This is a genomic window from Sporosarcina sp. QA0331, from assembly GCF_055808055.1.
Genome location: NZ_CM147850.1, coordinates 1128274 through 1143411 on the forward strand (window position 1 = coordinate 1128274; position 15138 = coordinate 1143411).

Sequence of the window (15138 nt, forward strand, 5' to 3'; positions counted from 1 at the left end):
TTATGCAGCCAGTTGTCGGTATTGTACCGGCGATTGGCTGTTTAATTTCGTTTGGATGCGGATATTGTTATAATAAGTAATGTATTCTTCGACAATTTGAATCACATGCGCATTCGTTGTGCGATGGATTCCGTCGAGGTAAAACGTTTCCGACTTTAGCGAGGAGTGGAACGTTTCGATTGGAGAATTATCAGCGGGCGTGCCTTTTCGGGACATGCTCATGGTAATTCTCTTTTCTTTTACTGCCTTTTGATAGGCATATGATGTATAAACCGAACCTTGATCGCTATGCAAAATACAGCCTTCCGGCAAGTCAGGTAATTGATGCAACGTATCCAGCACAAAGGCAGTATCCTGGATGGAACCGATGGTCTGGGCTACAATTTCTCCATTGTAGACATCTAGGATACTTGAAAGATACATCATAGATTGCCCGAAGGGCAAGTACGTAATATCCGTCACTAGCTTTTCCAAGGGTTTAGACGCAGTAAAATCCCTCGCCAACAGATTCGGTGCGACATATGCAGGCTGCCCAGTACGTTTCCGTTTCTTCACTTTTACACGGCACTGCCAACCATGTTTCTGCATGACGCGCTGTACTGTCTTCTCGCAGGCCCCAGGAAACAGTTCCGCAATCTTCCGGTAGCCATATATGAATTTATGCTTCTTACACAATTCCCCAATCTGTCGATTCCGCGCCTCCTTTGGCGTTTCGTTCCCTTCTTGAGCTTTCCAGCGATAATACGATGATCGACCGACGCCCAAGTGTCTGCAGATTTCTCCTATAGTCATATTTCCACTTAATTCTTCCACTAACTGAATCACAACTCTTGGCGCCACTTCCTTTCCAATTCCGCGTACTTTTTTAACACTTCCACCTGTTGTTTCAGATATCGATTTTCAGCCTGCAACCTCGCTGTCTCACTTTCATACCCGGGTCCTTTGCCGAAGGCATATTGCTTGCCGACCGGTTGTGCAAGACGATGCAATTCACCATTCCGATACCATTTCATCCAAGTTTTCAGCTGTGTACGGTTTCGGATATTCAGTTCCTCCATAACTTCTTTTACAGGAACACCCGCTAACCTCATTTGAATCGCCTTTAATTTAACTTCTTCTGGATAACTAACTTTAGTTCCCATAGAAAAAACACCTCCACGTTGATGTATTAAGGTTCAATACCCGTTTTTCAACGTAAGGTGTTTTTATTTGTCTCATATTCTCAGGTCAGTGCGCACCGATTGCAAATCGGTCGCCAAGGTTTTTCTGCTTCCTGCACCAAAAACCATACAAATAAAAAACCATCCACAATGAAGTGAACGGCTTTACGGATGAATCAATAATCTGCGACTTGCTCGTCAGGAATGATAGCTGTAATGCATAGGACGATAACTGACAAGATGACCGAAACGATAACTCCGCCCATGAAGTCGAAAGATGCGATACCGGCGATTGAACCGGCAACGTAGTTCAACATCGTTACAAGTAGAAAAGACCAAACAAACGTAATGATATATTTCATCAAATTCACCTCATTGTAACTATTTCCTTGTTCATCATACCATAGCACCACCAATCAATAAACAAAATTATATGCAATCTATATTTTCTTTGGCGAAATCGTGTCGACATATTGAAAAACGACATGTTATCTTCTATAATTAATACCAGGTACTAATAATAGATGATAAGGAACGGGGTATGTAATATGAATGCAGGGTTGATCGGTGTAGGTAAATTTGTTCCTACGCAAGTTGTGACAAACCATGATCTTGAACAGCGCATCGATACGACAGATGAATGGATCCGCACGCGCACAGGCATTGAAGAAAGACGCATTGCCGATGACAATACCGATACATCCGACATGGCGTATAGCGCAGCAGTGGACGCTATTGAAAATTCAGGTCTCCATCCGGAAGATATCGAAATGATCATCGTAGCAACTGTGACGCCAGACCGTCCATTCCCATCCGTCGCAACGATGATCCAAGAGCGACTAGGTGCGAAAAATGCGGCGGCGATGGATGTATCTGCGGCTTGTGCGGGCTTCATGTACGGCGTTGTCATGGCGAAACATTTAGTTGAAGCCGGAACATATAAACATGTCCTCGTCGTGGGTGTCGAGAAACTATCGAAAATTACAGATTGGGAAGACCGCAATACGGCAGTCCTTTTTGGAGACGGTGCAGGTGCCGCGGTAGTTGGAAAAGTGAGCGAAGGCCGTGGAATCCTTTCCTTCGAATTAGGAGCGGATGGTACGGGAGGCAAACATCTATACCAAGATAAATATATCCATATGAACGGACGTGAAGTATTCAAGTTTGCGGTCCGTCAAATGGGCGAATCAGCTGTAAATGTAACGGAAAAGGCAGGTCTAACGACAGATGACGTCGATTATATAATTCCGCACCAAGCGAATATTCGCATTATGGAAGCATCTCGTGAACGGCTAGGACTTCCTATTGAAAGAATGTCCAAATCCGTCCATAAATACGGAAACACGTCAGCTGCATCGATTCCAATCTCGTTATTCGACGATTTGCAGGAAGGCCGTGTCAAAGACGATGACGTCATCGTCCTAGTCGGCTTCGGCGGCGGACTCACATGGGGCGCCCTATGTATAAAATGGGGAAAATAAAATCGGATTACTATATAATAAACGAAGCGATATAACTAATTATTAATTGTAAAAATGAAGGGGAGTTTTCAATAATGGAAAAACGTCGTGTAGTCGTTACAGGAGTTGGAGCAGTTTCTCCAGTAGGAAATTCCGCGGAAGAATCATGGGAAGCGGTATTGAACGGAAAATCTGGAATCGGACCACTCACAAGACTGGACAGTGAACAATTTCCGGTAAAAGTAGCGGCAGAAGTGAAAGATTTCGATATCGAAGAATACATTTCTCGAAAAGACGCGCGGAAAATGGACCGTTTCACGCATTACGCATTGGCGGCGTCCATCATGGCAATGAAAGATGCAGACCTTGAATTGGATGAAGAGACAGCATTACGCACTGGCGTCTGGATCGGTTCAGGCATCGGCGGCATGGAAACGCACGAGCAGCAATTCAAGACGTTCCTTGAAAAAGGATACCGTCGTGTCAGCCCATTCTTCGTTCCGATGATGATTCCTGATATGGCATCAGGTCAAGTATCCATCCATTTTGGCGCGAAAGGCATCAACTCATGTACAGTGACAGCATGCGCATCCGGAACGAACTCAATCGGTGACGCATTCGAAGTAATCAAACGTGGAGATGCAGACGTCATGATCACAGGAGGAGCTGAAGCACCGATCACAACGATGGCGGTGGCAGGCTTCTGTTCAAACACAGCATTATCCCTAAACCCTGATCCGGCAACAGCTTCACGTCCATTTGACAAGGAGCGGGACGGTTTTGTCATCGGGGAAGGCTCCGGCATTATCATTCTTGAGGAATACGAGCATGCGGTGAAACGCGGTGCCAAAATATACGCGGAAATCGTCGGATACGGCTCAACAGGCGATGCACATCATATTACTGCACCGGCTCCTGAAGGAGAAGGAGCTGCACGTGCAATGCGCCAAGCTCTTGAAGAAGCGGACATTAGCCCGGATAAAATCGATTACATTAATGCCCACGGTACGAGCACACCGTATAACGACTTGTTCGAAACGATTGCTGCGAAGACGGTCTTCGGCGAACATGCGTATAAGCTCGCAATGAGCTCTACGAAATCGATGACTGGACATTTGCTCGGCGCTGCAGGCGGATTGGAAGCCATCTTTACGGTGAAGGCGTTGCAAGAAGGGATTATTCCTCCAACAACGAATTATGTGAATGAAGATCCTGAATGCGACCTCGACTATGTCGTCAATAAAGCAAGAAAAGCGGACATCGAATATGCGATGAGCAACTCTCTCGGCTTCGGTGGACATAACGCTTCACTCGTATTCAAGAAAATATAATTTTTTTAGGCGAGTAGCAATGGTCAGGAGTTTCTTCAGCCTGATTGAAAACGCTTGCCAAAGAAGGCAACCTAAGATCGCCACGTCCTGTGGCAACGGTTGCATGACTCGCCTCCTGCGAGCCCGCGCGAAGTCGAGCGAAGACGCGAATAGAACTAAAGTTCATGAGCGGACGAGCGAGACGAGCAACAACGGATGCGAGCGTTTGTCAACAGGCTGAAAGCTCCCCTTTTGGAACTCTTCTAAAAGGGGAGCTTTCTTTCATACACTGGAAGAAAAGAAAAAGGGCGATGTATATGATGCGTATCTTCCTCTTCCTCATCAGCTACGGACTTATAGTCGTTACTGTCACACATATGATTTTCTATTTCAATTATCTTTCGCTTGGATATAGTTGGCAACGGATTTTGCTGTTCATTATCCAAACGCCCGATTTCACGCTTTTTGTAATGGCGGTCATACTATTAGCGATTATCGTCTTCTTCCAAGCCCCATCGCGGACTCCATTTTTTTGAGAGTGGCAGATGCAATTTCATTCGCTTTTTCAGCGCCTCTGTCAAGATGTACATCAAGCTCGGAGGAATTTAGAAGCTCTTCATAGCGCTTTTGGAAAGGTGTAAGATGCCCGATGACAGCTTCAGCGACACCGGCTTTGAACGCGCCATAGCCAAGTCCTTCATACTTCGATTCGAGATCGGTAATTGAGATGCCGCTTAATGCCGATTCAATCGTCAGCAAGTTGGACACCCCTGGCTTGTTTTCAACATCGAATTTGACGAAACCATCCGAGTCCGTTACAGCACTCTTGATTTTCTTTTCAATTTCCTTCGGTGTATCTAATAGCGTAATCGTTCCTTTTTTGTTCGGATCTGATTTGCTCATTTTCTTCAATGGATCTTGCAATGATTTAATGCGAGCTCCATTTTTCGGTATGCGCACTTCCGGGATGGTTAACACTTCGCCGTATCGTTTATTGAAACGTTCTGCCAAATCTCTTGTCAGTTCAACGTGCTGCTTTTGGTCTTCTCCGACAGGAACGATATCTGAATTGTAAATAAGGATATCCGCGGCCATTAAAGGCGGGTATGTGAGAAGGGCTGCAGAGACGCCTTCTTTCCCTTCGGATTTATCTTTGAATTGAGTCATGCGCTCAAGCTCGCCTATATACGAAATGCATTGCATCATCCATCCAGCTTGGGCGTGCGCCGGTACTTCTGATTGAATGAACAGCAAAGATTTCTCTGGATCGATTCCACTAGCGATATAAATGGCTGCAAGCGAACGGATTGTTTTTGCCAATTCATCAGGATCTTGCTGTACTGTAATGGCGTGCTGATCGACGATGCAGAAACGGCAGTCGTATTCATGCTGAAGTTCTGTAAATTGTTTAAATGCACCGATATAGTTCCCTAATGTTACTGTTCCTGTGGGCTGAACACCCGAAAAAATAGTTTTCATCCAATATACCTCCTCTGATAGTAGCTAATTTCTGTTTCAGGCGGACGCTTTTTGAGCCTGCTCGCAACGCTGTCGCTTGTGCTCGCAAAAGCCGTTCTTCGTCACGGCTTTCGCCGAAGTCGCCGCCTTCTACTTTAATCAACTCAATCACTGTAATAAAAATAAAAATAAAAAAAACACCAGTCATCCCTAAAAAAGGGACGACTGATGTGTATCAACCGTGGTACCACCCGAATTAGCCTGCGTGCAGGCCACTCAAACCCCTTAACGCGGGGGGACGTGAATGGCTACTGGAGAAGCAATCCTTTTTCGCCAATCAAGCTCAGGAACCCAATTCCTCTTGTTCGCCATACCTGTTTGCACCCACCACAGGCTCTCTTCAATGCCGTAACAAGAATACTCTTTCCGTCTTCGCTTTTCGTAATAGTTGTCAAAAGTATAATACGACATTTGAAATAAAGCAACTAAAAAATTTTGATGTAAGAACTAGGTCTAGAAGTGGGATTTGACAAAAAAATAGGTTTTTCGACTCGATATCCAGGGAATAGATTACTTTCCCTATTCATTGTATTTTTGCTCTGATAGAATGATTGAAAGAGAGGATGTGTCGTATGAAAAAAATGAAATGGATGACCTCTTTGATGCTTGCAAGCGCAGTTGCCATGCCGATTGCAGTGCAAGCTGACGAGGCGAAGACCGATTTTGAATTTGCTGAACGTACATATGGATTTGAAACAATAGATGAAGGAATTGTAGCAAGCTCAAAATTATTTCGTTACGATTCCGGACTCGTATTTGAGTACCCGGATGCAGTGAGAGGAATTTACGTCACGGGACATTCGGCAGGGGGTTCCCGATTCGATAGATTGTTAAAACTGATCGATTCGACAGATTTGAATGCAATGGTCATCGATATTAAGGATGACTTCGGCAACTTAACGTATAAGCCGCAAGAGAAATCGCCATTATTCAAAATGGATATTGGAAAACCATACATAAAAGATCCGCGTAAAATGTTAGAGACGCTTGAGGAGCATAAAGTCTATCCCATTGCAAGAGTTGTAGTATTCAAGGATAGTGTGCTTGCGGAGCAGCAGCCTGAATTGTCATTCATGGATGGAAATGAAGTATGGAAAAATGGTAGAGGCGAGTCATTCGTCAACCCGTTCATGAAAGAAGTGTGGGATCATAATGTTGATATAGCGATTGAAGCGGCGAAAATGGGATTCAAGGAAATCCAATTCGATTATGTTCGTTTTCCGGAAGGATTCGAAAAACGGCATGAGACATTGAAATACTCGATGGATGACTACGCGGAGTCGGATCTTGATCCGGTTCAGCGGAGAGTTGAAGCAGTTACGGATTTTGTGGCATATGCACGAGAAAAATTGAAGCCATATGATGTGGAAGTATCCGTCGATATTTTCGGCTATTCTGCTACTTTGCCTGAAGCGCCTGGAATCGGACAAAACTTCTCGAAGATTTCTGAGAATGTTGATGTTATCTCGTCAATGATTTATCCGAGTCACTGGACGTCTTATTTTGGCATTTCCAAACCCGACCTCGAACCATATCGACTTGTGACCGAATACGCAAAAGTAGAGAACGCCAAGCTGGGAGCTCTTGATAACCCGCCGGTTTCACGTCCATGGCTTCAAGATTTCAGCGCACCTTGGCTCGGAAAAGGGAACTATCTTCGCTACGGGAAAAAAGAAGTAGAAGCACAAATCAAAGCATTGAAAGAGAATGGAATCGACGAGTATCTATTATGGAATGCAGGGAATAATTATACAGAAGGTGTAGATTATACGCCGTAAATCACATCCGGAAGCCTTCGTTAATAGGTTTCCGGAAATTTTTCATTGTTTACTGAAACTTTTTATCCTTCCATTTCGTACTACTAAGTGTAGAAAGTCGTTTTTCATTCAACGAATTCTAAATGAGAAAATGTTTTTTTTGAAGTAATGATGTTTAAACAATTCATTCGCCGGGTATAACAGTAAAGAAGTGTCCAAGTACATAACTGAAGGAGCTGTAAACCCTACAATATTGCGAAAATGTGACAAAGAAATCATCTGTTCCACTTTTCTTTGAAAAAGTGTATTCATTGAGAATGAATATGTGTATAATAGGAGTTAAGCTCGTTACTTTAAAATTATTCTAATTTAATTTTCTAAATATAAGATAGTTAGCCGACTGAAAGGAAGTGTCAGCGAATGGGAGTTACATTATTTACCTCACCTAGTTGCACATCATGTAGAAAAGCGAAGGCGTGGTTGGAAGAACACGAAATTCCGTATTCTGAAAGGAACATCTTCTCAGAGCCTTTGAATATCGATGAAATTAAACAAATTTTGCGGATGACGGAAGACGGAACGGATGAAATCATTTCAACGCGTTCGAAAATCTTCCAAAAACTAAACGTAGACGTAGAAAGCCTACCGCTGCAACGTTTATATGAACTAATCCAAGAACATCCGGGCCTATTAAGAAGACCAATCATCTTAGATGAAAAAAGGCTTCAGGTAGGATATAATGAAGATGAAATCAGACGCTTCCTACCTAGAAAAGTAAGAGCCTATCAGCTTCTTGAAGCGCGGCGCATGGTAAACTAACTTAAGACATAGTAAAGCTGATAGGGAGATGACAGGCATTTTGCCAATCCTATCAGCTTTTTATTTTCGGCTAGACTCCGGGCGCCAAAGACTCGGGGTCATAAGCCAAAGCTACTGCGTGGCAAAGATCGCCACTCCGTATCTTTGTCATATGCCTGTCGTCTTTAGGCAGGCGCCCTGCGCTTTTGAATATTCTCCTTGCTTATCATGCTGATGTTCTCTACAATGCTAATAACATAATTCAGCAAAAGCGGCTGAATTATGTTAGCCTCCGGCGGATGTCATAGATTTTGAAGGGATTTAAGGAGGGTAACCTCAGTTCGCCGCGTCCTGCGGCAAAGGTTGCATGACCAACATCCTGTTGGCCCCAGGCGCAATTCAAAATCTGGACGCAATTACGCCAAGGCGTAATTGATTAATATCCGTACACCTGAGGATAACCCTTTCAAAACCTCATGGACGGTCATATAGTAAGTATAAGCATTGCAGGTTTATTGCGAAAATAACGAAATGGGCTCAAGCCTGTTTGTAGGAAGGGAGAGAAAAGGGATGGAAATAGAGCGAATCAATGATAATACCGTAAAGTTTTACCTTTCGTATATAGACATTGAGGAACGGGGCTTTACACGGGAAGAGGTTTGGTACAATCGCGATAAAAGCGAAGAGCTCTTCTGGGAGATGATGGATGAGATCAATGACGAGACCGAATTTGAAGTAGAAGGTCCGTTATGGATTCAAGTCCATGCGATGAATAACGGAATTGAAGTAACAGTGACGCGAGCGCAAGTTTCGGAAAATGATGAATCGGATGGCCAATTCGGTTTAGATGATTCCAGAAAACCTTTCGAACCGGATCCCAGCATGTTTGCCAATTCCGAACAGCTAATGAGCGAATTGAATGATGAGCCAGTTGTTTGGACGTCCGATATGTTCGTCTTTGATGAGTTTGAAAATGTCATTTCGCTGTCAAAAGTCATTCCGCAATATGCAGTTGAATCATCTCTCTATTCGTTTGAAAGTAAATTCTATTTATACGTAGTTTATGATGAATCGAAAATGGACGATGATGATAAATCCGACTACTGTAGTCTCATTTCTGAATACGGCTCGTTATCCCAAGTGACGATCCACCGTCTTGAGGAATACGGAAAAGTCATTATGGAATCTGATGTAATGGCAACTGTAAATAAATATTTCGGCTAATAACAATAATACAGCTGTTCCCCAGTAATAATGGGGAACGGCTTTTTTGTTGTGAAATGAATTTATAGTTGGTTCCGGACTTAAATGCCAGTTAAATAGAGTAAGATTCATAATGTTTGAAATAACTTGCCCCGTTTCCTACAATACAATTGAAAGGAGTGAGGGCCATTCTTACAGCTTGTTCGGAAGAAGGTCGACTAATTATTTTATCCCCCGAACTGAAAAGGCAAGAACTGCGAAAATGGAGGCAAACCGAGCGCTTTTATTGCCCGCAATGCAAAAGTCCGGTCCAGTTGAAAGTCGGCGATATTGTCATACCACATTTTGCCCACCGAAAAGATACAACTTGCACCGCTTCTTTTTCCGAAGGAGAATCCCAACAACATCTAAGCGGCAAGCGGTTATTGTATCAGTTCCTAAAGAAAGTCGGGCAAGAAGTCGAATTGGAGCCGTTATTGAACAAGATTTCACAGCGCCCCGATTTGCTCGTCAAATTAGGAAAAACGAAGTTTGCGATTGAATTCCAATGCAGTACAATCCCCATTTCCCATCTAGAAGAGCGGTCAGATGGATATCGTAGAGCTGGCATGGAACCGATTTGGATTTTGCATACACCTGCAAAATTCGTTAATTACCCAGAAGGTGTCGGCATTTTTCAGTTTTCTAAGTTTCAAGCGTGGTTCATCGTCAGCACCCCGCCAGAAGGAGACGTTCTCCTCACATTTAATCCCCACACACAAACATTTCACTATTTCAGTAGTTTACTGCATGTAGCTGGACAGCGGTATATCGGAATACACCGTGTTCTTCCCGTCGAGTTTCAAATTTTCCCTTTCGCGCGCCCGAAGTCACCAACCGAAAATATAATTCAACAATATGGAAATCTTTATGTGACACATCGACAAAAGGATTTGCAAAACAGGATTTTATTGAATAGAAAAGGCATCAAAGACCCATTCTTAAGAAGCTGCTATGAAATGAAAATGCTCCCTACACAGCTGCCGTCATGGATTGGTGTACCGATTATTGGAAATCAATCATTCCGCGAAGCGGATGTTGAATGGCAGTTCCGTTTTATTCATTTTCTTAAGCGGAACAGTATTCCGTTTACAGATATTTCAACGTATGCAATTGAGCGTTTTATCCACGGATTTGATAGGAAATTCAACGGACAAATAGAAGCTTGTGAAAACTATCTTGAATTTTTAAGCCGGTTGGGCATAGTGTCGGCTACATCAAAAACAGATTTCAGTGAAAATGTAATTTTGCAATTAATTTCAGAAAGATTTCTTGCAAATGAGGAACGGAATTGAGAGAATAAAAATGATTCGATTTACGAAGAAAAATGATGGGGAGGATTTTGAATGTCGACAGAAACGAAGAACAAAGTGTTGACGCGTGATCAAGTGAAAGTAGAAGGAACATGGCGTCTCGAAGATATTTTTCCAAATGACGAAGCATGGGAAAAGGAATTCAAGGAAATTGAAGAGCTTTCAGGACAAGCAGAAACATTTAAAGGTACGTTAAGTCAAGGTGCAGATGCATTGTTCGCTGCGCTTTCATATCGAGATACGATTTATCAAAGAATGGGGAAACTGTATACGTATGCCCATTTGAAAGGCGACCAGGATACGACGAACAGCTTCTATCAAGCGATGGAAAGTCGAGCGAAAACATTGTACGTCAAAATTTCGACAGCGCTTTCTTACTTCGCACCTGAATTGCTTGCTATCCCTGAAGAGGAATTGAACAGCCTTGCGGAAAACAACGATAAATTGAAAATGTACAAGCATGAGTTCGAAGAAATGAACGCTTACCGTGCACATATCCTCCCGGCTGAACAGGAAGCTATCTTAGCTCAAATGGGCGAAGTGACGGGCAATTCTTCGGAAACGTTCAGCATGCTAAACAATGCAGACTTGACGTTCCCAACGGTGAAGGATGAAGACGGGGAAGAGGCAGAGTTGTCACATGGCCGGTATATCCGTTTCCTTGAAAGCAAGGATGTCCGCGTGCGTGAAGACGCATTTAAAGCGATGTACAGCAAATACGGCGAATTCAAGAACACATTCGCTTCCACATTGAGCGGAAATGTAAAACGTAATAATGTCAATGCACGCATCCGGAAATATTCATCTGCGCGTGAAGCTGCATTGTCGAACAACCATATTCCAGAACAGGTATATGACAACCTCGTCAACACGATTAATAAAAACCTTGAATTGCATCATCGCTATGTTGCATTGCGTAAAAAGGTCCTCGGCTTGAATGAGCTCCATATGTGGGATATGTTCGCGCCAATGGTAAAAGACGTGGAAATGAAAATTCCATATGAAGAAGCGACAGAAACGATGCTTGAAAGTTTCCATCCGCTTGGTGAGGAATATACTTCGATCGTCAAAGAAGGACTTGAAAACCGTTGGGTGGACGTCCGTGAAAATAAAGGGAAGCGTTCAGGCGCTTATTCATCTGGATCATATGGAACAAACCCGTACATCCTTATGAACTGGCAAGACAACGTAAACAATATGTTCACGTTGGCGCACGAATTCGGTCATAGCGTGCATAGCTATTATTCGAGGAAGAATCAGCCGTACAACTATAGCGGTTATTCCATTTTCGTTGCAGAAGTTGCATCTACTGTTAACGAAGCGATCTTAAACGATCATTTATTGAAAACTATCGATGATAAGCAAAAACGCATTTATTTATTGAACCACTGGCTAGAAGGATTCCGTGGAACGGTCTTCCGTCAAACAATGTTCGCTGAGTTCGAGCATCTGATCCATCAGCTTGACCAACAAGGCGTTGCATTGACTGCTGACAAATTGTCGGAAGAATATGGTGCATTGAACAAGAAATACTTTGGAGATGCAGTGGAAGAGGATAAGGAAATCGCTCTCGAATGGGCGCGCATCCCTCATTTCTACTACAATTATTATGTGTATCAGTATGCGACAGGCTTCAGTGCTGCAGTGGCGCTTAGCCATCAGATCTTGTCAGAAGGGCAGCCTGCTGTCGACCGTTACATCAATCATTTCCTAAAAGCAGGTTCATCGGATTACCCGATCGAAGTGTTAAAAAAAGCAGGAGTCGATATGACAAGCACTGCGCCGATTGAAGAGGCGTGCAAAGTGTTTGAGGAAAGATTGAACGAGCTGGAAGAATTGCTTGGTTAATCCAAAGCAGTGAAAAAGAATCTGACGTAGCGCTTTTAGCGGCTGAGTCAGGTTCTTTCGTTTAGTCTGTTTTATGATTATATTGGTATAATAATAAGTTAAGCGCTTTCATTTTGGTTAGTGAGTAAATGTTTATTTTTACAACTTCTTGAAAGTCTTTAGGTATAGGGTTTATCTCATGTTTTATTTGTGACAGAGATGTGAAATTTCATGTGAAATGTTGATGTTACTATTATTTTATGATAAGTTATAGATGTGAAATAAATCACATACCAAACATACACCCCTTTTGTTTGAACGTGAACATTTCTCCCATTCCCTTTGTAAAAGAGCATCCCTCTCCCCCAAGAGTGGATGCTCTTTTCTTTTTTATTGTATACATATTTATTACTGCGCGTCTAAAGCAGGTGCCCCTGCGTCCAAAACGGATGCCACCGCGTCCAAAGTAAGCCGCTGTTCGTCCAAAACGGATGCCACCGCGTCCAAAGTAAGCCGCTGCGCGTCCAAAACGGATGCCACCGCGTCCAAAGTAAGCCGCTGCGCGTCCAAACTAGATGCTGCCACGTCCAAATCAATCCGCTCCACGCTCAAAATAAGAAGTCATCCCACACTCAATGCGTCCGCCTGGAGCGAAAATCCGGCGTTTGTTTAATATAATATAAAAAAGCAGATTGCATGGGATTCGACGACCATGCAATCTGCTTTTTTTCAATTAATGCGTTTGCGCCATAATGTCATGTTTGTCAAAGGCAGTCTTTCAATCTTTTGGAGAAGAAGCTGCTTCTTTAATTCGCGCTCGGCCGATTTTTCCGGGATGTTGTATATTTCTGCGATCTCTTTCGTTGAGAGTGAATCGAAACGCTGGAACAATTCATCCAAAGTCGGCGGGGCGTCTGGTGCGATTTCGTAACCGACCATCTCTTCCAAAATCTGTTCATATATATCATAAGAATGTAATCCATTCACTTTCAAACCTTCATCTTCAATGTTTTCATTGAAAAAAACAAAAGATGGTGCATCCTCAACTTCCATTTCATTCGCTAAATGCAAATCGACTTGCATGGAACGCAACACGTGGTGTGATGAAAAATCGAGAATGAATTCGTCAACATCCAAATTAATACTTTCTGCTATTTCAACGAGCACTGAAAAGGAGAAGACGTTCCTCTTTTTCAAATATGTGTATTCGAATAGCTTCGAAAGAAATCGGAATCCTGCACGCTTTCCTTGGAACTCCGCTGCTTTCAAGGCGATGCTCGGAAATGCAGGATGATTTTTATCGCAAGCTTTCGCATCATTCAAGTTGACGAAACAGCATGAATTCGTCTTTGTTAAGGAAGTTCTAAGAACGACTTTCAACGTGAAATAACGTTCATATTCGACTTGCAATCTGCGCAGCAATGGCTGTAGCGCCCAACTGTTCATGCATAATGGGTCTACGAATACGTAAATTTCGATGGGCTTTGACAAGGAGGCTGAAGAAGTAGCGCTGCTTTCCAACAGAGTTTCCCGGTTCACCGCTCATCCTCCTCGCTTCTATTCACCATATGATTTGCAGTTAGCGCGAGTCGTTGATAATACACGTCCCGCAATGGTCCTTCCAAGCCTACATCATCCATCGCTTCCGCCATACAGGCGAGCCAAGCTTTTGCACGTGTAGGAGTTATCGGAAAAGGCATATGACGCGCTTTCATCATCGGATGGCCGTGCTCTTCCGTGAATAAATTCGGTCCGCCTAAATATTGTGTTTGAAATTGTTTTTGCTTTCGTGCTGTTTCCGTCAGATCTTCAGGGAAAATCGGATATAAGTCCGGGTGGACAGCCACTTTTTCATAAAAACGATCGATGAGCTCCGACAATTTTTCAGCACCGATTTCCTCATAAGGAATCAAAGGTTTTCGAGTCATGTATGTCAATCTCCTTTGTTCTGACTGTATGGACATTTTATCAACCAAACAATTCTTTCACAAACATATTGCTTTCAACTGAACTGGGAAGCTGTCAGACTTCAAAGCGATTGTAGTAGTTTAGAACTTTAGATACATATTGTTCTGTTTCCTTGAAAGGTGGGATTCCACCATATTTTCTAACATTGCCAGGACCCGCATTATATGCCGCCAATGCCATTTCGACATTGCCGAACTGGTCGAGCATTTGCCGTAAATATTTCGCCCCGCCCATTATGTTTTGCTCAGGATCAAATCCGTTTTGTACGCCTAACAGTCTAGCAGTCCCTGGCATGAGTTGCATTAAGCCCATGGCACCTGCTCCACTGACCGCTGAGCTGTTAAAGTTGGACTCCTGTTTAATGACGGATGAAATCAAGTTCTCTGGTAAGCTATATGTTTCTGCCGCCCGCTTAATGAAATCAGTGAAGTCGTTTTCTCCAGCAAATATTGAAGTTTCATTGTTCAATGTCTGAGAGTTGAAGATAGCCGATTGAAGGCCATCTGGTACATAAACACTATTCAGACCTGCATATTGGAGACCGTTCATCGACTGAAGTCCTCCAAGCATGCCGAACGACTGTAATGGAAAAGTATCTGTTCGTGTAGAATCTTCCGTCATACCAGTTAATAGATCATTTATCATTACGCTGAACAGCGAGGAAGGTGAATCCTGACTGTTCGCGAACGTTTGCACCGAACCAAGTGTCTGCATCGCCTGTATGTCCATCAAAGTGCGTATTGCGCGTGCATCCATTTTGCTACTCCCTTTCTTTAGGACTATCT

15 protein-coding genes and 1 other annotated feature are annotated in these 15138 nt (G+C 43.2%); of the genes, 8 read left to right on the forward strand and 7 right to left on the reverse strand.

Translation table 11 applies throughout. The features are described from left to right. A protein-coding gene (locus AC0L13_RS05330; protein ID WP_473644159.1) for an IS3 family transposase occupies positions 1-1142 on the reverse strand; the annotation gives its coding sequence in 2 pieces (ribosomal slippage) (positions 1-869 and positions 869-1142; 1143 coding nt in all). Between the two features lie 194 nt (positions 1143-1336). Continuing rightward, positions 1337-1522, reverse strand: a complete 186-nt coding sequence (locus AC0L13_RS05335) for a DUF2929 family protein (protein ID WP_473644706.1) — start codon at positions 1520-1522, stop codon at positions 1337-1339. 186 nt (positions 1523-1708) lie between these two features. Between AC0L13_RS05335 and AC0L13_RS05340 the strand changes: the two genes are divergently transcribed. The 3 genes from AC0L13_RS05340 to AC0L13_RS05350 all read left to right on the forward strand — a co-directional run bounded on the left by AC0L13_RS05340 (position 1709) and on the right by AC0L13_RS05350 (position 4466). Continuing rightward, positions 1709-2641: a beta-ketoacyl-ACP synthase III gene (locus tag AC0L13_RS05340; RefSeq protein WP_473644708.1), complete on the forward strand. Its 933-nt coding sequence runs from the start codon at positions 1709-1711 to the stop codon at positions 2639-2641. A 74-nt stretch (positions 2642-2715) separates the two neighbouring features. Continuing rightward, a complete protein-coding gene (fabF, locus tag AC0L13_RS05345; RefSeq protein ID WP_473644709.1) occupies positions 2716-3951 on the forward strand; it encodes a beta-ketoacyl-ACP synthase II in 1236 nt (411 codons plus the stop codon). Between the two features lie 296 nt (positions 3952-4247). Then, entirely contained in the window at positions 4248-4466 is a 219-nt protein-coding gene (locus AC0L13_RS05350; protein WP_473644711.1) for a YuzI family membrane protein, read from the forward strand. On the opposite strand, the gene trpS is transcribed toward AC0L13_RS05350, so the two are convergent. Then, entirely contained in the window at positions 4423-5409 is a 987-nt protein-coding gene (gene trpS / locus AC0L13_RS05355; protein ID WP_473644713.1) for a tryptophan--tRNA ligase, read from the reverse strand. The two genes, AC0L13_RS05350 and trpS, sit on opposite strands and share 44 nt — an antisense overlap. A 193-nt stretch (positions 5410-5602) precedes the next feature. Then, positions 5603-5830: a binding site (T-box leader), on the reverse strand. 199 nt (positions 5831-6029) lie between these two features. On the opposite strand from trpS, the gene AC0L13_RS05360 reads away from it, so the two are divergent. The 5 genes from AC0L13_RS05360 (at position 6030) to pepF (ending at position 12406) form a co-directional block, all read left to right on the forward strand. Then, positions 6030-7226, forward strand: coding sequence for a putative glycoside hydrolase (locus AC0L13_RS05360; protein WP_473646857.1), 1197 nt, complete (start codon positions 6030-6032; stop codon positions 7224-7226). A 399-nt stretch (positions 7227-7625) separates the two neighbouring features. After that, positions 7626-8024: a transcriptional regulator SpxA gene (spxA, locus tag AC0L13_RS05365; protein WP_060206922.1), complete on the forward strand. Its 399-nt coding sequence runs from the start codon at positions 7626-7628 to the stop codon at positions 8022-8024. 549 nt (positions 8025-8573) lie between these two features. After that, on the forward strand, positions 8574-9227 hold the full coding sequence (gene mecA, locus AC0L13_RS05370) for an adaptor protein MecA (RefSeq protein ID WP_473644716.1): 654 nt from the start codon (positions 8574-8576) through the stop codon (positions 9225-9227). Positions 9228-9385: 158 nt separating this feature from the next. Next, complete coding sequence (locus AC0L13_RS05375; protein ID WP_473644718.1) at positions 9386-10540, forward strand: competence protein CoiA; 1155 nt, start codon at positions 9386-9388, stop codon at positions 10538-10540. A gap of 51 nt (positions 10541-10591) precedes the next feature. Continuing rightward, on the forward strand, positions 10592-12406 hold the full coding sequence (pepF, locus tag AC0L13_RS05380; protein ID WP_473644720.1) for an oligoendopeptidase F: 1815 nt from the start codon (positions 10592-10594) through the stop codon (positions 12404-12406). Between the two features lie 387 nt (positions 12407-12793). On the opposite strand, the gene AC0L13_RS05385 is transcribed toward pepF, so the two are convergent. The 4 genes from AC0L13_RS05385 to AC0L13_RS05400 all read right to left on the reverse strand — a co-directional run bounded on the left by AC0L13_RS05385 (position 12794) and on the right by AC0L13_RS05400 (position 15109). Continuing rightward, a complete protein-coding gene (locus AC0L13_RS05385) occupies positions 12794-12997 on the reverse strand; it encodes a hypothetical protein (RefSeq protein WP_473644722.1) in 204 nt (67 codons plus the stop codon). Between the two features lie 117 nt (positions 12998-13114). Continuing rightward, positions 13115-13924, reverse strand: a complete 810-nt coding sequence (locus tag AC0L13_RS05390; protein ID WP_473644724.1) for a DsbA family protein — start codon at positions 13922-13924, stop codon at positions 13115-13117. Further along, entirely contained in the window at positions 13921-14313 is a 393-nt protein-coding gene (locus tag AC0L13_RS05395) for a globin domain-containing protein (protein WP_473644726.1), read from the reverse strand. The genes AC0L13_RS05390 and AC0L13_RS05395 overlap by 4 nt, the downstream gene beginning before the upstream one ends. Before the next feature lie 94 nt (positions 14314-14407). Then, positions 14408-15109, reverse strand: coding sequence for a lytic transglycosylase domain-containing protein (locus AC0L13_RS05400; RefSeq protein ID WP_473644728.1), 702 nt, complete (start codon positions 15107-15109; stop codon positions 14408-14410). Positions 15110-15138: the final 29 nt, after the last annotated feature.

Bases quoted from the DNA above. Each gene is read 5' to 3' on its own strand.
- AC0L13_RS05335 (WP_473644706.1), bottom strand. From the start codon at position 1,522: ATGAAATATATCATTACGTTTGTTTGGTCTTTTCTACTTGTAACGATG.
- fabF (WP_473644709.1), top strand. From the start codon at position 2,716: ATGGAAAAACGTCGTGTAGTCGTTACAGGAGTTGGAGCAGTTTCTCCA.
- pepF (WP_473644720.1), top strand. From the start codon at position 10,592: ATGTCGACAGAAACGAAGAACAAAGTGTTGACGCGTGATCAAGTGAAA.
- AC0L13_RS05360 (WP_473646857.1), top strand. From the start codon at position 6,030: ATGAAATGGATGACCTCTTTGATGCTTGCAAGCGCAGTTGCCATGCCG.
- AC0L13_RS05350 (WP_473644711.1), top strand. From the start codon at position 4,248: ATGATGCGTATCTTCCTCTTCCTCATCAGCTACGGACTTATAGTCGTT.
- mecA (WP_473644716.1), top strand. From the start codon at position 8,574: ATGGAAATAGAGCGAATCAATGATAATACCGTAAAGTTTTACCTTTCG.
- AC0L13_RS05395 (WP_473644726.1), bottom strand. From the start codon at position 14,313: ATGACTCGAAAACCTTTGATTCCTTATGAGGAAATCGGTGCTGAAAAA.
- spxA (WP_060206922.1), top strand. From the start codon at position 7,626: ATGGGAGTTACATTATTTACCTCACCTAGTTGCACATCATGTAGAAAA.
- AC0L13_RS05400 (WP_473644728.1), bottom strand. From the start codon at position 15,109: ATGGATGCACGCGCAATACGCACTTTGATGGACATACAGGCGATGCAG.
- trpS (WP_473644713.1), bottom strand. From the start codon at position 5,409: ATGAAAACTATTTTTTCGGGTGTTCAGCCCACAGGAACAGTAACATTA.
- AC0L13_RS05340 (WP_473644708.1), top strand. From the start codon at position 1,709: ATGAATGCAGGGTTGATCGGTGTAGGTAAATTTGTTCCTACGCAAGTT.